We start from the raw sequence: 17,773 nt of genomic DNA on the forward strand, positions 1-17,773 counted from the left end.
GGTCAGACCCCGGCTGCCTGGATGCCGACGTACTTCTCGTAGCCGTTGGCCTCGAGCTCGTCGGCCAGCTCCGGTCCGCCCGACTCGGCGATCCGGCCGTCGACGAAGACGTGCACGACGTCCGGCTTCACGTACCGCAGGATCCGCGTGTAGTGCGTGATCAGCAGCAGGCCCTTGCCCTCGCGGCCGGCGTAGTCGTTGATGCCGTCGGAGACGACCTTGAGCGCGTCGATGTCGAGGCCGGAGTCGATCTCGTCGAGGATCGCGAACTTCGGGTCGAGCAGGTCGAGCTGGGCGATCTCGGCGCGCTTCTTCTCACCACCGGAGAAGCCCTCGTTGACCGAGCGGCTGGAGAACGCGGTGTCGAGCTTCATCCGGTCGAGGGCGCCGTTGACGTCCTTGACCCAGGTGCGCAGCTTGGGCGCCTCGCCGTCGACGGCGGTCTTGGCGGTGCGCAGGAAGTTCGACATGGAGACGCCGGGGACCTCGACGGGGTACTGCATCGCCAGGAACAGGCCGGCGCGGGCGCGCTCGTCGACGGTCATCTCGAGCACGTTCTCGCCGTCGAGGAGCACCTCACCGCCGGTGATCGTGTACTTCGGGTGGCCCGCGATGGAGTACGCCGTGGTCGACTTGCCCGAGCCGTTGGGGCCCATGATCGCGTGGGTCTCGCCGTCCTTGACGGTCAGCGTGACGCCCTTGAGGATCTCCTTGGCGCCGTCCTCGGTGTCCACGGACACCTGCAGGTTCTTGATCTCGAGGGTGCTCATGCGGGGGTGACTCCGTTCAGGGTCGTGGTGACGTCGACGTAGATGTCGCCGTCACGCACTTCGACAGGGAAGGTGGCGACCGGTTCGGTCGCCGGGAGGCTGGTGGGCTTGCCGGTGCGCAGGTCGAAGGTCGACCCGTGCAGCCAGCACTCGATGGTGCAGTCGGCGACCTCGCCCTCGCTCAGCTGGACGGCCGCGTGCGAGCACAGGTCCTGCAGGGCGAAGACCTCGTCGCCGTCGCGGGCGATGGCGACGTCGTAGCGGTCGACGGTGACCGCGAGGGCCTCGTCGGCCGGTACGTCGGCCAGCGAGCAGGCGCGTTCGAAGCTCACTGCCCGACCTCGCGCAGCACGTTCTTGGCGAGCTCGGCCTCGACGGTGGTGAGGAGCTTCTCCTCGATCTCCGGGACGTCGATCTTGCGGATCAGGTCGTTGAAGAACCCGTGCACCACCAGGCGCTGCGCCTCCTTCTCGGAGATGCCGCGCGAGCGCAGGTAGAACAGCTGCTCGTCGTCGAAGCGGGCTGTCGCGGAGGCGTGCCCCGCACCCTCGATCTCGCCGGTCTCGATCTCCAGGTTGGGGACCGAGTCGGCCTGGCAGCCGTCGGAGAGGACCAGGTTGCGGTTCTCCTCGTAAGTCTCGATGCCCTCGGCGACCTTGCGGATCAGCACGTTGCCGATCCACACGGTGTGCGCCTTCTCGCCCTGCAGCGCGCCCTTGTAGACCACGTTGGACTTGGTCCGCGGCGCGGTGTGGTCGACGAACAGGCGGTGCTCGATGTGCTGGCCGGCGTCGGCGAAGTAGAGGCCGAGGCCCTCGTAGGAGCCACCCGGTCCGGCGTAGTCGGCGGTGCTGTCGCTGCGCACCACGTCGCCACCGAAGGTGACGGCGACGTGCTTGAGAGCGGCGTCGCGACCGATCCGGGCACGCTGGCTGACGACGTGGACCGCGTCGTCCTCCCAGTCCTGCACCGTGACGAACGTCAGGTCGGCGCCGTCCTCGACGACGACCTCGATGTTCTCAGCCCAGGTCGCGGACCCGGAGTAGACGACCACCACGGTGGCCTTGCTGAACCGTCCGGCGCGCACCAGCAGGTGCGCGGCCGTGGCGTGGTCGGTGCCCGTTCCGGTGAGCCGGATCGTCGAGGCGCCCTCGACGACGGCCTCCTCGGGGATCTCGACCTCGTAGACCGAGCTCGCGGCCTCCCAGACGCGGGCGGAGATCCGGTCGAGCGGGACGAAGCCGGACGAGCCGCGCCGCGAGTCTGCAGCGGCGACGGTGCGGGCGGTCACGCCGTCGGCGAGGTCGGCCTCGACCTTGAACGACGAGCCGTCCAGCGCGGCGTCCGTGTGGACCCCGCGCAGCCGCTTGAGCGGCGTGAACCGCCAGATCTCCTCACGACCGGTCGGCACCTCGTGGGCGTCGACGTCGAAGGATCCTTCGGGGTGGAGGTGGCTCTCGACCTTCTCGAGAGCACCTTCGAGAACTTCGGCAGTCATCAGCCGACGGCACCTTCCATCTGCAGCTCGATCAGTCGGTTCAGCTCGAGGGCGTACTCCATGGGGAGCTCCTTGGCGATCGGCTCGACGAAGCCGCGCACGATCATCGCCATCGCCTCGTCCTGCTCCATGCCACGCGACATGAGGTAGAACAGCTGGTCGTCGGAGACCTTCGAGACGGACGCCTCGTGGCCCATCGACACGTCGTCCTCGCGGATGTCGACGTACGGGTAGGTGTCGGAGCGGCTGATCTGGTCGACCAGCAGCGCGTCGCACAGCACGTTGGACTTCGACCCGTAGGCGCCCTCGTTGACCTGGATCAGGCCGCGGTAGGACGTACGACCGCCACCGCGGGCGACCGACTTGCTGAGGATCGAGGAGGACGTGTGGGGCGCGGCGTGGACCATCTTCGCGCCGGCGTCCTGGTGCTGGCCCTCGCCGGCGAACGCGATCGACAGCGTCTCGCCCTTGGCGTGCTCGCCCATCAGGTAGACGGCGGGGTACTTCATGGTGACCTTGGAGCCGATGTTGCCGTCGACCCACTCCATCGTCGCGCCCGCCTCGCAGACCGCGCGCTTGGTGACGAGGTTGTAGACGTTGTTCGACCAGTTCTGGATCGTCGTGTAGCGGCAGCGGCCGCCCTTCTTGACGATGATCTCGACGACCGCGGAGTGCAGCGAGTCCGACGAGTAGATCGGCGCGGTGCAGCCCTCGACGTAGTGCACGTAGGCGTCCTCGTCGACGATGATCAGCGTCCGCTCGAACTGGCCCATGTTCTCGGTGTTGATCCGGAAGTAGGCCTGCAGCGGGATGTCGACGTGGACACCCTTGGGGACGTAGATGAAGGAGCCACCCGACCACACCGAGGTGTTGAGCGCGGAGAACTTGTTGTCACCGACGGGGATGACGGTGCCGAAGTACTCCTTGAAGAGCTCCTCGTGCTCCTTCAGCGCGGTGTCGGTGTCGAGGAAGAGGACGCCCTGCTCCTCCAGGTCCTCACGGATCTGGTGGTAGACGACCTCCGACTCGTACTGCGCGGCGACGCCGGCGACCAGGCGCTGCTTCTCCGCCTCCGGGATGCCGAGCTTGTCGTAGGTGTTCTTGATGTCCTCGGGCAGGTCCTCCCAGCTCTGGGCCTGCTTCTCGGTGGACCGCACGAAGTACTTGATGTTGTCGAAGTCGATCGCGCTGAGGTCGGAGCCCCAGGTCGGCATCGGCTTGCGGTCGAAGAGCTTGAGGCCCTTCAGGCGCAGGTCGAGCATCCAGCCCGGCTCGCTCTTCTTCGAGGAGATGTCCCGTACGACGTCCTCGTTGAGGCCGCGCTTCGCGTTGGCACCGACGTCGTTCTTGTCGGACCAGCCGAAGTCGTAGCGACCGATCCCCTTGAGCTCGGGGTTCAGCTCTTCGATCGAGGTCATGGCGTGACCTGCTCCTTCTGTGTTGAGGGGATGCACGTGGTGCACACCCCGTCGCCGTGGGCGATGGTGGCCAGGCGCTGGACGTGGGTGCCGAGGACCCGGCCGATGGCCTCGGTCTCGGCCTCGCACAGCTGGGGGAACTCGTGGGCGACGTGGGAGACCGGGCAGTGCTGCTGGCACAGTTGCTCCCCCACGACCGGCAGCTCGCGCACGGCGGCGGCGTACCCCTCGTCGGAGAACACCAGCGCCAGCACCTGCGCGGGCGACGCACCCGGGTTGGCGGCGGCGACGACCGGGAACTTCTCCTCGATGAACGACGCCCGCCGCTCGGCGAAGGCCCGGACGGCGTCGTCGCCGCCGGTCTCGGCCAGGAAGCGGAGCGCCTCGGTGGCCAGGTCGTCGTACTGCTGGTCGAAGGCGTCGCGGCCACGCTCGGTGAGCGCGAACACCTTGGCCGGGCGGCCCCGGCCGCGCGAGCCCACCGGACGGGGGTCGCGGGCGTCGACCGCGCCCTCGGCGAGCAGCTGGTCGAGGTGGCGCCGCACGGCCGCGGGCGTCAGCTCGAGGCGCTCGGCGAGCGCCGCCGCGGTGGACGGACCGTTGACCAGGATCGCCCGCGCGACGCGCTGCCGCGTCGGCTGGTCGGTCTCGGTCATGAATTCCACAACAGCAGTGTGCCGTTATTGATTCCGGCGGTTCAAGGAAGGTAAGGCTTACTCAGGCGTCTCTCACCCGCTGGGTCGGGGCCGGAATTGTTGCGGTTTGGTCCCAAACCGCAGGTTTTCGGCCCCGAATGTTGCGGTTTGGGACCAAACCGCAGCACTCCGACCGGCCACTAACTGCGCGCGGGACTCGTGTGACGCAACCAGGCCAGCCCGGCGAAGGGCAGCACGAGCGGCAGGAAGCCGTAGCCCTGGCCGAAGTGCGACCAGACGGTCTTGTCGGGGAACAGGTCCGTGGCGAGGTAGCTGAGCGTGCCGACAGAGAGCACGCCGAGCAGCTCGATGGTCACCGCGATCCCGGCCACCCGCCAGCCGGTGCTGCCGCCGAGGAGCAGGCAGGTGGTCGCGACCAGGTAGAGGACCGCGGCCACGAGCGAGAGGGAGTACGCCAGCGGTGCCTTGTCGGGCTCCATGCCGAGCTGGACCGCCGAGCGGCCGGTGGCGGCGACGGCGAACAGGCCGTAGACGAAGACGAGGGCGCGGCCCCAGCCCTGGGAGAGGGGATGTGACGGCTGTGCGGATCGGTCAGGCACCCGGACCACTCCACACGTCCCACAGCCGGGCCTCGAGACCCGCGACGGTCGCCACGCCGAGCAGCAGGATCGTCGTACCGACCCGGGAGCGCTCCGCGAGTGCGAAGAAGGCGGCGACGACCGGGACCAGCAGGTTGGTGACCAGGTAGCTGACGAACACCGCGCCCTCGATGTCGCGCTCGGTGCGGGCCAGGGCGACCACTCCCCCGACCAGCTGGACGAGCATCACGACCTCGACCACGGCCAGACCGACGAAGTGGGAGTCCTGCGCGGCCCGGTCGCGGACCAGGTCGACCACGAGGAGGACGGCGAGGGCGCCCGCGAGGACCAGCGCGACGCCGTACAGCCAGGGATTCACGGCGGTCAGCGTAGACCGGTGAGGTTCCGCAACAATGACCCGCATGCAGCTCGACCAGCTCGACCGCCTGATCGTCGGCGCCCTCTTGGAGGACGGCCGCGCCACGTTCGCGCAGATCGGGCACCGGGTCGGGCTGTCCGCGCCTGCCGTCAAGCGGCGGGTGGACCGCCTGGTGGCGTCCGGCGCGATCACCGGCTTCACCGTGCGGGTCGACCCGGCGGTGGTCGGCTGGTCGACCGAGGGCTACGTGTCGATCTACTGCCAGGGCTCGACGACGCCGGCGGAGATCCTGGCCGCGGTGGACCACGTGCCCGAGGTGGTCTCCGCGTCGACGGTCACCGGGGAGGCGGACGCGATCCTGCACATCCACGCCTCCGACATCCGGCACTTCGAGCAGGTGGTGGAGCGGATCGCCGGCGAGCCGTTCGTGGCCCGCACCAGGAGCGAGCTGGTGCTCTCGCCGCTGGTACGACGCGAGCAGGGCAGCCTTCCCGACTGAATCCCCGCCCGGTTGCACAACAGATCTCCGCACACAGCCAGACCAGCGCAACAGATCGTCGCAAGCGAGCAACGCGCACGCCTCGATCTTGTGCCACCGCGTTCCTAGTCTTGTCGGGTGACCGACACCCCCCGTGCCGACGCGCTGGTCGTCGCCGCCTGGCAGCCCGACGGGCCGCTGCTCGACGTACCCGCCGCCCTCGCTGCCCTCGACGCCACTGCCGCCGAGGCCGCCTTCGCGGGCGCCCGCCTGCTCGTGTGCCCCGAGCTGACCCTCACCGGCTACGACATCGCCCCGCAGGCCGCCGAGCTGGCCGAGCCCGCCGGCGGCCCGATGGCGGCCGCCGTCGCGGAGATCGCCCGCAAGCACGGCTTGGCGATCGCATGGAGCTGGCCCGAGCGCGACGGCGAGCAGGTCCACATCGCCGCCGAGCTCGTCGACCGCGACGGCACCGTGCTGGCCCGGCACCGCAAGGCGCACCTCTACGGTCCCGACGAGGCCGGCGCCTACGTCCCCGGCGACGGGACGCCTGCGGTCGGCGAGGTCGACGGGTACCGGGTCGGGCTCCTGGTCTGCTACGACGTCGAGTTCCCCGAGCAGGTGCGGATGGTGGCCCTCGCCGGTGCCGACCTCCTGGCCTGCCCGACCGCCCTGATGGCGCCGTACGACGCGGTCAGCACGCTGATCGTCCCGGCCCGTGCCTTCGAGAACCAGATGGCCGTGGCCTACGCGAACCGGGCCGGCTCCGAGAACGACCTGACCTACACCGGGCTGAGCTGCGTCGTCGGCCCCGACGGCGTCGACCTCGCCCGCGCGGACGACCGGGCCGGCCTCGTGGTCGGCACCCTCACCTCCGCCGCGCTCGACGACGCGCGCCGCGCCAACACCCACCTGGCCGACCGCCGGCCCGAGGTCTACGGAGGCCTGACCCGATGACGACCGGACAGACCACGCCCGACCCGGCCCACACCGTCCCGGCGCCGGTGACGATGCTCGGCCCCGACTTCCCGTTCGGGTACGACGAGCACCTGGCCCACCCCGACGGCCTCGGCTCGGTCCCCGCCGAGAACCACGGCCGCGAGGTCGCGATCATCGGTGGCGGCCTCTCGGGCATGGTCACCGCCTACGAGCTGATGCGCCTGGGCCTCAGGCCGGTCGTCTACGAGGCCGACCGGATCGGTGGGCGGCTGCGCTCGCAGCCGTTCGGCGGTCCGCACGGACCCGTCGCCGAGCTCGGCGGGATGCGCTTCCCACTCTCCTCGCGGGCCCTGTTCCACTACATCGACCACCTCGGTCTGCGCACCTCGCCGTTCCCGAACCCGCTGTCCGAGGCGACCCCGAGCACGGTCGTCGAGCTGGGCGGCGAGTCCTTCTACGCCCGCGGGTACGACGACCTGCCGGCCTTCCTCAAGGACGTCGCCGACGCGTGGCACGAAGCCCTCGGCGAGATCGGCTTCGCCGACGCCCAGCGCGCGATCGCCGGGCGCGACGTGCCCCGGCTCAAGGAGCTGTGGAACGAGCTGGTCCTCAGCCTCGACGAGGAGACCTTCTCCGGCTTCCTCGCCAACTCCAAGGCGTTCGGCTCGCGCAGCTTCCGGCACCGCGAGGTGTTCGGCCAGGTCGGCTTCGGCACCGGCGGCTGGGACACCGACTTCCCGAACTCGATGCTCGAGATCCTCCGGGTGATCTTCACCAACGCCGACGAGGACCACCAGATGATCCACGGCGGCGCCCAGCAGCTGCCCGTCGGGCTGTGGCAGGACACGCCGGAGTGCGCGCACTGGCCGGCCGGTACCTCGCTGGAGAGCCTGCACGGCGGCTCCCCGCTGCCCGGGGTGGCCCGGATCGCCCGTGACGGGTCCGACGACGGGCGGTTCGAGGTCACCGACCGCTGGGGCAGCACCCGCTCCTACGACGCCGTGGTGGTCACCTGCCAGGTCTGGCTGCTGTCCGCGCGGATCGACGTCGACGAGTCGCTCTTCTCCCCCGACCTGTGGATGGCGATGGAGCGCACCCACTACATGCAGTCGTCGAAGACGTTCGTGCGCGTGGACCGGCCGTTCTGGAAGGACGTCGACCCGGCCACCGGGCGCGACGTGATGAGCATGACGCTCACCGACCGGCTGAACCGGGCGACGTACCTCCTCGAGGACGACGGCGCCGCCTCGATCTGCCTGTCCTACACGTGGAACGACGACGCGCTGAAGTGGCTGGCGCTGCCGGTCGAGGAGCGGGTGCGGCTCCAGCTGCACTCGCTGCGCAAGATCTATCCCGACGTCGACATCGCCTCGCACATCGTCGGCGACCCGATCACCGTGTCGTGGGAGTCCGACCCCAACTTCATGGGCGCGTTCAAGGCCAACCTGCCCGGCCACTACCGCTACCAACGGCGGCTGTTCTCGCACTTCGTGCAGGACGACCTGCCCGCCCACCGGCGCGGCATCTTCCTCGCCGGCGACGACATCTCCTGGACCGCCGGCTGGGCCGAGGGCGCGGTCACCACCGCCCTCAACGCGGTGTGGGGTGTCGTGCGTCACTTCGGCGGAGGCAGCGCCCCGGGCAACCCCGGTCCGGGTGACAGGTTCGCCGACCTCGCACCCGTGGCCCTGCCGGACGGGCTCTGACCGGGCGTTCCTAGACTGTCGCCGTGCCTCACGCTGCTGACCTTGCTGTCGAGGTCGACGGACTGGTGATGAGGTACGGCGACACGGTCGCCGTCGACGGCCTGTCGCTCACTGTCGAGCGCGGCACCATCACCGCCGTCCTCGGTCCCAACGGGGCCGGAAAGACCACCACCCTGGAGACCTGCGAGGGCTACCGGCGCGCCCAGGGCGGCACCGTCCGGGTGCTCGGCCTGGACCCGGTGCGCCAGCGGGCCGAGCTGCTGCCGCGGATCGGCGTGATGCTGCAGTCCGGTGGCGCCTGGAGCGGCGCGCGGGCCGAGGAGATGCTCCAGCACTTCGCCCGCCTGCACGCCCGGCCCCAGGACGTGGGCCTGCTGATGGAGCGGCTGGCGCTGCACGAGTGCGGGCGCACGCCGTACCGACGACTCTCGGGTGGCCAGCAGCAGCGGCTGGGCCTGGCCCTCGCCCTGATCGGGCGTCCGGAGCTGGTGTTCGTCGACGAGCCGACCGCCGGCATGGACCCGCAGATCCGGCGAGCCGTGTGGGACCTGCTCGAGGAGCTGCGGGCCGACGGGGTGACCGTCGTGCTGACCACGCACTACCTGGAGGAGGCCGAGCGGCTGGCCGACCGGGTGCACATCTTGGACCGCGGGCGCCTCGTCGCCAGCGGCACCCCGCTCGAGCTGACCCGCGGCGGCACCGTCGCCACGATCCGGATCGTCGTCACCCAGCCCTTCCCTCCGGGTGCGCCCGAGGAGCTGGTCCGCGCGCTGGGCGACGGCACCGAGCTGACCGTGCTCGACCCGCTCAGCCTGCAGCTGTCGGGTCCGGCCGACAGCACCACGCTCGCCACCGTCGCCGCCTGGTGCGCCGCCCACGACGTGCTGCCCGAGTCGCTCTCGCTGGGCCAGCGCAACCTCGAGGACGTGTTCCTCGAGCTGACCGGCAGGGAGTCGCTGTGAGCACCTTCGCCCCGGCGCCCGGCGCCGCTCCCGTCGTCCGCCAGCTGGTCACGCAGGCGGGGATGGAGGCGCGGCTGATGCTGCGCAACGGCGAGCAGCTGCTGCTGGCCGTGGTGATCCCGGTGATCGTGCTGATCGGCTCGGTCCGCGGCGTCGAGCGGGTCGGCTTCGACCTCGACGGCCGCCCGATCGACGTACTGACCCCCGGTGTGCTCGCGCTGGCGATCATGTCCACCGCGTTCACCTCGCTGGCGATCGCGACCGGCTTCGAGCGCAGGTACGGCGTCCTCAAGCGCCTCGGCACCGCTCCCCTGTCCCGCGCCACGCTGCTCGGCGGCAAGGTGCTCGCGCTGCTGCTCGTCGAGGTCTTCCAGTTCGTCGTCATCGGCGGCGTCGGCCTGGCCCTGGGCTGGTCCGGTCCGTCGGGCGTCGGCGGCGCGCTCCTGCTCGGGGTCGCCGCGCTGTTCGGGACCGCCGCCTTCGCCTCGCTCGGCATGCTGCTGGCCGGCTCGTTGCGCGCCGAGGCGACCCTCGCCGCCGCGAACCTCGTCTACCTGCTGCTGCTCGCCGGCGGCGCCGTGATCCTGCCCGCCTCGCTGTACGGCGGGCTCGGCGACGTCGTGCGCTGGCTGCCCTCGGGGGCGCTCGGCGAGGCGGTCCGCGCTGCGTGCGACGGCTCGGTCGCCGTACGCGACCTCGTGGTGCTGCTCGCCTGGACCGTCCTCGGCTCCGCCCTGACCGCCCGAACCTTCAAGTGGGAGTGACCGTGAGCACCGCGACCCGACTGACCGACCTGCAGCGAGCGCTGGAGGCGCGGCTCGTGCCGCTGGCGTGGGCCAACCTGGTCGCGAACATCGGGATCGTCGTGACCGGCGGTGCCGTCCGGCTCACCGGCTCGGGCCTCGGCTGCCCGACGTGGCCGAAGTGCACCGAGGAGTCGTACACCACCCACCCGGCGCTCGGCATCAACGGCGTCATCGAGTTCGGCAACCGGCTGCTCACCTACGTCCTGCTGGCCATCGCCCTCGCCTTCGTGGTCGCCGTGTGGCAGCGCGCCGGTCGGGTGCGCACCCTCGGCCTGGTGATCCTCGCCGGCATCCCCGCCCAGGCGATCGTCGGCGGCATCACCGTGCTCACCGACCTCAACCCCTGGGTCGTGGCCGGCCACCTCCTGGTGTCGATGGCCATGGTCGGGGTGTGCGTGTGGGTGCTCGACGACCTGACCGGCCCCGCACGTGGGGCTGCCTCTGGTGTGGTGCGCCGGCTCGCGTGGGCCACCTTCGCCGTCGGCTGGGTGGTGCTCTGGCTCGGCACCGTGGTCACCGGCTCCGGGCCCCACTCCGGCGACCTGGAGTCCCGTCGTACCGGACTGGACCCGGAGGTGGTCTCCCACGTCCACGGCATCTCGGTCGGCGTGCTGGTCGTGCTGACCCTGTCGCTGCTGCTCGCCGCCCGTCGTCGGCACGACCGCTGGGTGGCCACCTTCGCCGCGGCCCTGCTCGGCGTCGAGCTCGCCCAGGGCCTGCTCGGGTACGTCCAGTTCTTCACCGACCTGCCCGAGATCCTCGTCGGCCTGCACATGCTGGGCGCCGCGCTCGTCGCCGCCGGCCTCGCCCGCGTGGTGGTGACCACCCGCCCTCGTTGAGCTCAGTCTCAGTCTCAGTGCAGGAGAGGGTCGATCGCGACGGCGACGAAGAGCAGCGAGAGGTACAGGTTCGACGAGTGGAACAGCCGCATCGGCTGGAGCACGCTCAGCTCGTCGGAGGTCCGGGCCCGGCGGTGCAGGCCGTGGGCCTGGGCCAGGAAGACCGCGCCGAGCACGGCAGCGGCGATCGGGTAGACCGGGCCGGTGTCCGCAACCGGCCACAGGACCAGCGAGGTCGCGACCATCACCCATGAGTAGACGACGATCTGGAAGGACACGACGCGCGCAGACTTCACGACCGGCAGCATCGGCACGTCGACCTGGGCGTAGTCCTCGCGGTAGCGCAGCGCGAGCGCCCACGTGTGCGGGGGCGTCCAGAAGAAGACCACGAGGAACAGCACGACGGGCACCCAGGACAGCTCGCCGGTGACGGCGGTCCAGCCGATCAGGGCCGGGAAGCAGCCGGCGATGCCGCCCCAGACGATGTTCTGGGTCGTCCGGCGCTTGAGCAGCATCGTGTAGACGAACACGTAGAACGCGTTGGCGGAGACCGACAGGATCGCCGAGAGGGGGTTGACCCACGCCCACAGGATCACCGTCGAGAGCACGCCGAGGACCACACCGAAGACGAGGGCGGCACCGGGCGAGACGATGTGGCGCGGCAGTGCCCGTCGCCGGGTACGACGCATCTGCTCGTCGATGTCGCGGTCGTAGACGCAGTTGAAGACCGAGGCCGACCCGGCCGAGAGCGTCCCGCCGATCACGGTAGCGACCACGAGCCCCAGCGCGGGGACGCCGCGGGCCGCGAAGAACATGACCGGCACGGTCGTCAGGAGCAGCAGCTCGATGACGCGCGGCTTGGTCAGTCCGACGTACGCCATCACCACGTCGCGCAAGGTCGCCTTCTGCGGTCCCTCGTCACCGGACATCAGCTCGGGGCTGGTCGGGTCGACGTGGGTCACGGCAATGTTCCTCGGAAAACCTTGCGAAGCAGTTACGGAAAGCGGTCCGAGTGTAGCCCGACCGGGTCGCGGGCCGGGCACCGAGCCGGTGTCGTGCTCACCACGCCGCTCGGTAGGCTCGGAGCCATGATCCCGGAGCTCGAGTGGACCGACCTCGACCGCAAGGCTGTTGACACCGCCCGCGTCCTCGCGATGGACGCCGTGCAGAAGGTCGGCAACGGCCACCCGGGTACGGCCATGAGCCTGGCTCCCGCTGCCTACCTGCTGTTCCAGAAGGTGATGCGGCACGACCCCGCCGACCCGGCCTGGATCGCCCGCGACCGGTTCGTCCTGTCCTGCGGCCACTCCTCGATCACGCTCTACACCCAGCTCTTCCTCGGCGGCTTCGGCCTCGAGCTCGGCGACCTCGAGGCCCTGCGCACCTGGGGCAGCAAGACCCCGGGCCACCCCGAGTACGGCCACACCGCCGGCGTCGAGGTCACCACCGGCCCGCTCGGCCAGGGCCTGGCCAACGCGGTCGGCATGGCGATGGCCGCCCGGCGCGAGAAGGGCCTGCTCGACCCGGAGGCCGGCGACGGCCCGTCCCTGTTCGACCACCACGTCTACGTCCTCGCCTCCGACGGCGACCTCGAGGAGGGCGTCAGCAGCGAGGCGTCCTCGATCGCCGGCACCCAGGAGCTCGGCAACCTCACCGTCGTCTACGACGCCAACCGGATCTCGATCGAGGGCGACACCCACATCGCGTTCAACGAGGACGTCGCGAAGCGCTACGAGGCCTACGGCTGGCACGTCCAGACGGTCGACTGGACAGGCAACGACCACAACGACCTGGCCCACTACGAGGAGGACGTGCCGGCGCTGTACGACGCCCTCAAGGTCGCCGACGAGGTCACCGACAAGCCGTCACTGATCGTCCTCAAGACCGTCATCGCGTGGCCCGCGCCCAACGCGCAGAACACCGAGGCCGCCCACGGCTCCGCGCTCGGCGCCGACGAGGTCGCGGCCACCAAGAAGGTGCTGGGCTTCGACCCGGAGAAGACCTTCGAGGTCCCCGCCGACGTGCTGGCCCACACCCGCGGGCTGATCGAGCGCGGGAAGGCCTGGCAGACCGCGTGGACCGCTGAGCGCGACGCCTGGGCCGAGGCGAACCCGGAGCAGGCCGCGCTGCTGCACCGGATGAAGGACCGCCGGCTTCCCGACGGCGTCGAGGAGGCGCTGCCGGTCTTCGAGGCCGACGCCAAGGGGGTGGCCACCCGCGCCGCGTCCGGCAAGGTCATCAACGCCATCGCCGGCGTCATGCCCGAGCTGTGGGGCGGCTCCGCCGACCTGGCCGGCTCCAACAACACCACGATCAAGGACGCCGCGTCGTTCCTGCCGCTGGACCGCGGCGTCGACGAGTGGCCGGCCGACCCGTACCAGGGCCGGGTGCTCCACTTCGGCATCCGCGAGCACGGCATGGGCGCGATCATGAACGGCATCGCCGTCCACGGCGGCACCCGCGTCTTCGGCGGCACCTTCCTCACCTTCTCCGACTACATGCGCGGCGCGGTCCGCGTGGGCGCGCTGATGGGCGCCCCGGTCGTGCACGTGTGGACGCACGACTCGATCGGACTCGGCGAGGACGGCCCGACCCACCAGCCGATCGAGCACCTCGCCGCCCTGCGCGCGATCCCCGGCCTCGACGTCGTCCGTCCGGCCGACGCCAACGAGACGGCCGCCGCCTGGCTGCAGGTGCTCCGCAACAGCGACCGTCCCGCCGGCCTGATCCTGAGCCGCCAGAACGTCCCGACCTTCCCGCGTGGCACCGAGGGCTACGCGACCACCGACGACGTGGCCAAGGGCGGCTACGTCCTGCTCGAGGCCGAGGGCGGCCAGCCCGACGTCGTCCTGATCGCGACCGGCTCCGAGGTGCAGTACGCCGTCGCGGCCCGCGCCCAGCTCGCGGCTGAGGGCATCCACGCCCGGGTGGTCTCGATGCCCTGCCTCGAGTGGTTCGACGCGCAGACCCAGGCCTACCGTGACAGCGTGATCCCGCCGACCGTCAAGGCGCGGGTGTCCGTCGAGGCCGGCATCAAGCAGGGCTGGCGCGAATACGTCGGCGACAAGGGCCGGATCGTCAGCATCGAGCACTACGGTGCGAGCGCGGACGCCGGAACCCTGTTCCGCGAGTTCGGGTTCACGCCCGAGGCTGTCGTCCAGGCCGCCCGCGAGAGCATCGCGGCGGCTGCCCGGGACTGAACCGGGCACCGCACCACAGAAGCCACCGCAGAAGGAGGAACCGATGACTGATCGACTCAAGGCCCTCGCTGACGCGGGGGTGTCCATCTGGCTCGACGACCTGTCGCGCGAGCGGATCGAGACCGGCAACCTCGCCGACCTCGTCCGCGAGCGCTCGGTCGTCGGCGTGACGACCAACCCGACGATCTTCGCCGGGGCGATCGCCAACGGTGAGCGGTACGACGCCCAGGTGCGTCAGCTCGTCGAGGGCGGCATGGGCGTGGACCAGGTGATCTTCGCGCTCACCACCGACGACGTCCGCAACGCGTGCGACGTGCTCGCGCCGGTGGCGGCCGGCCACCCGGCCGACGGCCGGGTCTCGATCGAGGTCGAGCCGACCCTGGCCAACGACACCGACGCCACCATCGCCTCCGCGAAGGCGCTGTGGGCCGCCGTCGACCGCCCGAACGCGCTGATCAAGATCCCGGCCACCCTCGAGGGCCTGCCGGCGATCACGGCGACCATCGCGGCCGGGATCAGCGTCAACGTCACTCTGATCTTCTCCGTCGAGCGCTACCGCGCCGTCATGGACGCCTACCTCGCCGGCCTCGAGCTGGCCCGCGACGCCGGCATCGACCTCGGCACGATCCAGTCGGTCGCGTCCTTCTTCGTCTCGCGAGTCGACACCGAGATCGACGCTCGCCTCGACAAGATCGGCACCGACGAGGCACTCGCCCTGCGGGGCCGGGCGGCCGTGGCCAACGCCCGGCTCGCCTACGCGGCGTTCGAGGAGGTCCTCGCCTCCGACCGCTGGCAGGCGCTGGCGGCGGCCGGCGCGAACCCGCAGCGCCCGCTGTGGGCCTCGACCGGCGTGAAGAACCCGGCGTACCCCGACACCCTCTACGTCACCGACCTCGTCGTGGCCGACACGGTCAACACGATGCCGGAGAAGACGCTGATGGCGTTCGCCGACCACGGTGACGTGACGGGCGACCAGGTCAGCGGCAAGGGTGCGGACGCCCAGGAGGTCTTCGACCGGCTGTCGGCTGCCGGGATCGACCTCGACGACGTGTTCCGGGTCCTCGAGACCGAGGGCGTCGACAAGTTCAAGGTCTCCTGGACCGAGCTGGTCGCCACCGTCGAGGCGCAGATGGCGGCGACTTCGGGCCGGGCCGGAGCCTGACCTCCGTGGGCGCGGCTCCCGTCGACCCGACCACGACCGAGGCCTGGGGCCGGCTCGCCGACCTCGCCTCGGACTTCCGGCCCGACCTGCGCCGGATGCTCGCCGACCCCGAGTGGGTGACGAGGTCCACCGTGCAGGCGGGCGACCTGCGCGTCGACCTGTCCAAGAACCTGGTCACCCCGGAGATCTGGAAGGCGCTCCAGGCGCTGGCCGGCGAGGTCGACCTCCCGACTCAGCGCGACGCGATGTTCCGCGGCGAGCACATCAACGTCACCGAGGACCGAGCGGTGCTCCACACCGCCCTGCGGCGCGCGGCGGGCTCCGACCTCGAGGTCGGCGGCGCCGACGTCGTGGAGCAGGTCCGGGCCGTGCTGCGCCGGGTCTACGCGTTCGCTGACGACGTCCGCTCCGGCGCCTGGCGCGGGTTCACCGGGCAGCCGATCCGCACGGTCGTCAACATCGGCATCGGCGGCTCCGACCTCGGACCGGTGATGGCCTACGAGGCGCTGAAGCCCTACGTGCAGGCTGGCCTGGAGTGCCGGTTCATCAGCAACATCGACCCGACCGACGCGGCGCAGGAGCTGGCCGGCCTCGACCCCGCCACGACGCTCTTCATCGTCTCCAGCAAGACCTTCGGGACCCTGGAGACCCTCACCAACGCCCGGCTGTGCCGGGCCTGGCTGCTCGAGGGCCTCGGCGCCGGCGACGAGGCGGTCGCGCGCCACTTCGTCGCGGTCTCCACAGCGCTCGACAAGGTCGAGGCCTTCGGCATCGACCCGGCCAACGCCTTCGGGTTCTGGGACTGGGTCGGCGGGCGCTACTCCGTCGACTCCGCGATCGGCACGTCGCTCGCGGTGGCGATCGGTCCCGAGCGGTTCGAGGAGTTCCTCGGCGGCTTCCGGGCCGTCGACGACCACTTCGTCTCGGCGCCGGTCGAGCACAACGTGCCGATGCTGATGGGCCTGCTGAACGTCTGGTACACCAACTTCCTCGGTGCCCAGTCCCACGCCGTCCTGCCGTACTCCCAGCTGCTGCACCGGTTCCCGGCGTACCTCCAGCAGCTCACCATGGAGTCCAACGGCAAGAGCGTGCGCTGGGACGGCTCCCCCGTCACCACCGACACCGGCGAGGTCTTCTGGGGCGAGCCCGGCACCAACGGGCAGCACGCGTTCTACCAGCTCATCCACCAGGGCACTCGGCTCATCCCCGCCGACTTCATCGGCTTCGCCACGCCGGCGTACTCGCTCGCCGACGGCGACACCGACGTGCACGAGCTGCTACTGGCCAACTTCCTCGCCCAGACGAAGGCGCTGGCGTTCGGCAAGACGGCCGAGGAGGTCCGCGCGGAGGGCACTGCGGAGGCGATCGTCGCGGCCCGGGTGTTCTCGGGCAACCGGCCCACCACCTCGATCATGGCGCCGGCGCTGACGCCGTCCGTGCTCGGCCAGCTGATCGCGCTCTACGAGCACATCACCTTCACCCAGGGCGCCGTGTGGGGCATCGACAGCTTCGACCAGTGGGGCGTCGAGCTCGGCAAGCAGCTCGCGCTGCAGATCGCCCCGGGCCTCGCCGGCGACGCCGCCGTCCTCGCCGAGCAGGACGCGTCCACGCGGGCGATGATCGACTACTACCGGGAGCACCGCGCACCATGACCGAGACCCCGCCACCCCTCGTCGAGGTCCACCCCGACGCCGACACCCTCGCGACCGCCGTGGCCGGCGAGCTCCTCAACCGGATCGCCGACGCCCAGGCCGCCGGGCACGTGCCGAACGTCGGGCTCACCGGAGGCACGATCGCGGACGCCGTCCACCGCGAGATCGCCCGCCTCGCCCCCGCGTCCGGGGTCGACTGGGGCGCCGTCGTGCTCTGGTTCGGCGACGAGCGCTTCGTCGCGGCCGACTCCCCCGACCGCAACCTCAACCAGGCCAGGACCGCCTTCCTCGACGAGGTCGGCGCGCACCGGGTGCACACCGCCCCCTCCTCGACCGAGGTGGGCTCCGCCGAGGAGTCCGCGACGGCGTACGCCGACACGCTCCGTGCCGACGGCAGCGGCGACTTCGACGTGCTGATGCTCGGCCTCGGTCCGGACGGCCACGTCGCCTCGCTGTTCCCCGGGCATCCCGGGCTCGAGGCCACGGGCACCATCACCGTCGCCGTGCACGACTCCCCCAAGCCGCCACCGGACCGCGTCAGCCTGACCTTCGAGGCCCTCAACCGCTCACAGTCGGTGTGGTTCCTGGTCAGCGGCGAGGGCAAGGCCGACGCCGTACGACGAGCGCTCGCCGACGAGGGCTCGATCGCCGAGACGCCCGCCCGGGGCGTCACCGGCACCGCCGAGACCGTCTGGTTCCTCGACCGCGACGCCGCCAGCCAGCTCTAGGA

General features: G+C 71.0%; 18 protein-coding genes. 10 read left to right on the top strand and 8 right to left on the bottom strand.

Annotated features, from left to right (window positions below; all coding sequences use genetic code 11):
- Positions 1–2 precede the first annotated feature (2 nt).
- The 7 genes from sufC to QI633_RS13885 all read right to left on the bottom strand — a co-directional run bounded on the left by sufC (position 3) and on the right by QI633_RS13885 (position 5,299).
- A complete protein-coding gene (gene sufC / locus QI633_RS13855) occupies positions 3–770 on the bottom strand; it encodes a Fe-S cluster assembly ATPase SufC (RefSeq protein WP_282426118.1) in 768 nt (255 codons plus the stop codon).
- Positions 767–1,102 carry a non-heme iron oxygenase ferredoxin subunit gene (locus tag QI633_RS13860; protein ID WP_141798656.1) on the bottom strand — a complete coding sequence of 112 codons (336 nt, stop codon included), beginning with the start codon at positions 1,100–1,102 and terminating at the stop codon, positions 767–769. The genes sufC and QI633_RS13860 overlap by 4 nt, the downstream gene beginning before the upstream one ends.
- Positions 1,099–2,268 carry a Fe-S cluster assembly protein SufD gene (sufD, locus tag QI633_RS13865; RefSeq protein ID WP_141798655.1) on the bottom strand — a complete coding sequence of 390 codons (1,170 nt, stop codon included), beginning with the start codon at positions 2,266–2,268 and terminating at the stop codon, positions 1,099–1,101. The genes QI633_RS13860 and sufD overlap by 4 nt, the downstream gene beginning before the upstream one ends.
- Positions 2,268–3,686 carry a Fe-S cluster assembly protein SufB gene (gene sufB, locus QI633_RS13870; protein WP_141798654.1) on the bottom strand — a complete coding sequence of 473 codons (1,419 nt, stop codon included), beginning with the start codon at positions 3,684–3,686 and terminating at the stop codon, positions 2,268–2,270. Before sufB ends, sufD begins: the two co-directional genes overlap by 1 nt.
- The gene (locus QI633_RS13875) at positions 3,683–4,342 is read right to left on the bottom strand and encodes a metalloregulator ArsR/SmtB family transcription factor (RefSeq protein WP_141798653.1); all 660 of its coding nucleotides are present in this window, start codon (positions 4,340–4,342) and stop codon (positions 3,683–3,685) included. Before QI633_RS13875 ends, sufB begins: the two co-directional genes overlap by 4 nt.
- Positions 4,343–4,521: 179 nt before the next feature.
- Positions 4,522–4,941 carry a hypothetical protein gene (locus tag QI633_RS13880; protein ID WP_141798652.1) on the bottom strand — a complete coding sequence of 140 codons (420 nt, stop codon included), beginning with the start codon at positions 4,939–4,941 and terminating at the stop codon, positions 4,522–4,524.
- Complete coding sequence (locus tag QI633_RS13885) at positions 4,934–5,299, bottom strand: hypothetical protein (RefSeq protein WP_282426119.1); 366 nt, start codon at positions 5,297–5,299, stop codon at positions 4,934–4,936. Before QI633_RS13885 ends, QI633_RS13880 begins: the two co-directional genes overlap by 8 nt.
- A 34-nt stretch (positions 5,300–5,333) precedes the next feature.
- On the opposite strand from QI633_RS13885, the gene QI633_RS13890 reads away from it, so the two are divergent.
- The 6 genes from QI633_RS13890 (at position 5,334) to QI633_RS13915 (ending at position 11,029) form a co-directional block, all read left to right on the top strand.
- On the top strand, positions 5,334–5,798 hold the full coding sequence (locus tag QI633_RS13890; RefSeq protein ID WP_282426120.1) for an Lrp/AsnC family transcriptional regulator: 465 nt from the start codon (positions 5,334–5,336) through the stop codon (positions 5,796–5,798).
- 117 nt (positions 5,799–5,915) lie between these two features.
- Positions 5,916–6,734, top strand: a complete 819-nt coding sequence (locus QI633_RS13895) for a carbon-nitrogen hydrolase family protein (protein ID WP_282426121.1) — start codon at positions 5,916–5,918, stop codon at positions 6,732–6,734.
- Positions 6,731–8,422 (top strand): NAD(P)/FAD-dependent oxidoreductase, encoded by a 1,692-nt coding sequence (locus QI633_RS13900; protein WP_282426122.1) that lies wholly within the window; start codon positions 6,731–6,733, stop codon positions 8,420–8,422. The genes QI633_RS13895 and QI633_RS13900 overlap by 4 nt, the downstream gene beginning before the upstream one ends.
- A gap of 23 nt (positions 8,423–8,445) precedes the next feature.
- Positions 8,446–9,384, top strand: a complete 939-nt coding sequence (locus QI633_RS13905; RefSeq protein ID WP_282426123.1) for an ABC transporter ATP-binding protein — start codon at positions 8,446–8,448, stop codon at positions 9,382–9,384.
- Positions 9,381–10,148, top strand: coding sequence for an ABC transporter permease (locus QI633_RS13910; protein ID WP_282426124.1), 768 nt, complete (start codon positions 9,381–9,383; stop codon positions 10,146–10,148). Before QI633_RS13905 ends, QI633_RS13910 begins: the two co-directional genes overlap by 4 nt.
- 2 nt (positions 10,149–10,150) lie before the next feature.
- Positions 10,151–11,029 carry a COX15/CtaA family protein gene (locus QI633_RS13915; RefSeq protein WP_282426125.1) on the top strand — a complete coding sequence of 293 codons (879 nt, stop codon included), beginning with the start codon at positions 10,151–10,153 and terminating at the stop codon, positions 11,027–11,029.
- A 14-nt stretch (positions 11,030–11,043) separates the two neighbouring features.
- Here the strand turns inward: QI633_RS13915 and QI633_RS13920 are convergent, their stop codons facing one another.
- Complete coding sequence (locus QI633_RS13920; protein WP_282429307.1) at positions 11,044–11,958, bottom strand: heme o synthase; 915 nt, start codon at positions 11,956–11,958, stop codon at positions 11,044–11,046.
- 159 nt (positions 11,959–12,117) lie between these two features.
- Here QI633_RS13920 and tkt point away from each other — a divergent pair, with 159 nt between their 5' ends.
- From tkt to pgl, 4 genes are read left to right on the top strand one after another with little or no spacing between them, the layout of a single operon-like run.
- Positions 12,118–14,229 (top strand): transketolase, encoded by a 2,112-nt coding sequence (tkt, locus tag QI633_RS13925; protein ID WP_282426126.1) that lies wholly within the window; start codon positions 12,118–12,120, stop codon positions 14,227–14,229.
- A 43-nt stretch (positions 14,230–14,272) separates the two neighbouring features.
- Complete coding sequence (tal, locus tag QI633_RS13930) at positions 14,273–15,391, top strand: transaldolase (protein ID WP_282426127.1); 1,119 nt, start codon at positions 14,273–14,275, stop codon at positions 15,389–15,391.
- Positions 15,392–15,396: 5 nt separating this feature from the next.
- A complete protein-coding gene (pgi, locus tag QI633_RS13935) occupies positions 15,397–17,043 on the top strand; it encodes a glucose-6-phosphate isomerase (protein ID WP_282426128.1) in 1,647 nt (548 codons plus the stop codon).
- On the top strand, positions 17,040–17,771 hold the full coding sequence (gene pgl, locus QI633_RS13940) for a 6-phosphogluconolactonase (RefSeq protein WP_141798639.1): 732 nt from the start codon (positions 17,040–17,042) through the stop codon (positions 17,769–17,771). Before pgi ends, pgl begins: the two co-directional genes overlap by 4 nt.
- Positions 17,772–17,773: the final 2 nt, after the last annotated feature.

The sequence above is a fragment of the Nocardioides sp. QY071 genome (genome assembly GCF_029961765.1).
In the GTDB taxonomy this organism is placed as follows: Bacteria; Actinomycetota; Actinomycetes; order Propionibacteriales; family Nocardioidaceae; genus Nocardioides.

Coding starts and splice junctions, on each gene's coding strand:
- sufC (WP_282426118.1), bottom strand. CDS start 770: ATGAGCACCCTCGAGATCAAGAACCTGCAGGTGTCCGTGGACACCGAG.
- QI633_RS13890 (WP_282426120.1), top strand. CDS start 5,334: ATGACCCGCATGCAGCTCGACCAGCTCGACCGCCTGATCGTCGGCGCC.
- tal (WP_282426127.1), top strand. CDS start 14,273: ATGACTGATCGACTCAAGGCCCTCGCTGACGCGGGGGTGTCCATCTGG.
- QI633_RS13900 (WP_282426122.1), top strand. CDS start 6,731: ATGACGACCGGACAGACCACGCCCGACCCGGCCCACACCGTCCCGGCG.
- QI633_RS13920 (WP_282429307.1), bottom strand. CDS start 11,958: ATGTCCGGTGACGAGGGACCGCAGAAGGCGACCTTGCGCGACGTGGTG.
- QI633_RS13875 (WP_141798653.1), bottom strand. CDS start 4,342: ATGACCGAGACCGACCAGCCGACGCGGCAGCGCGTCGCGCGGGCGATC.
- sufD (WP_141798655.1), bottom strand. CDS start 2,268: ATGACTGCCGAAGTTCTCGAAGGTGCTCTCGAGAAGGTCGAGAGCCAC.
- tkt (WP_282426126.1), top strand. CDS start 12,118: ATGATCCCGGAGCTCGAGTGGACCGACCTCGACCGCAAGGCTGTTGAC.
- sufB (WP_141798654.1), bottom strand. CDS start 3,686: ATGACCTCGATCGAAGAGCTGAACCCCGAGCTCAAGGGGATCGGTCGC.
- pgl (WP_141798639.1), top strand. CDS start 17,040: ATGACCGAGACCCCGCCACCCCTCGTCGAGGTCCACCCCGACGCCGAC.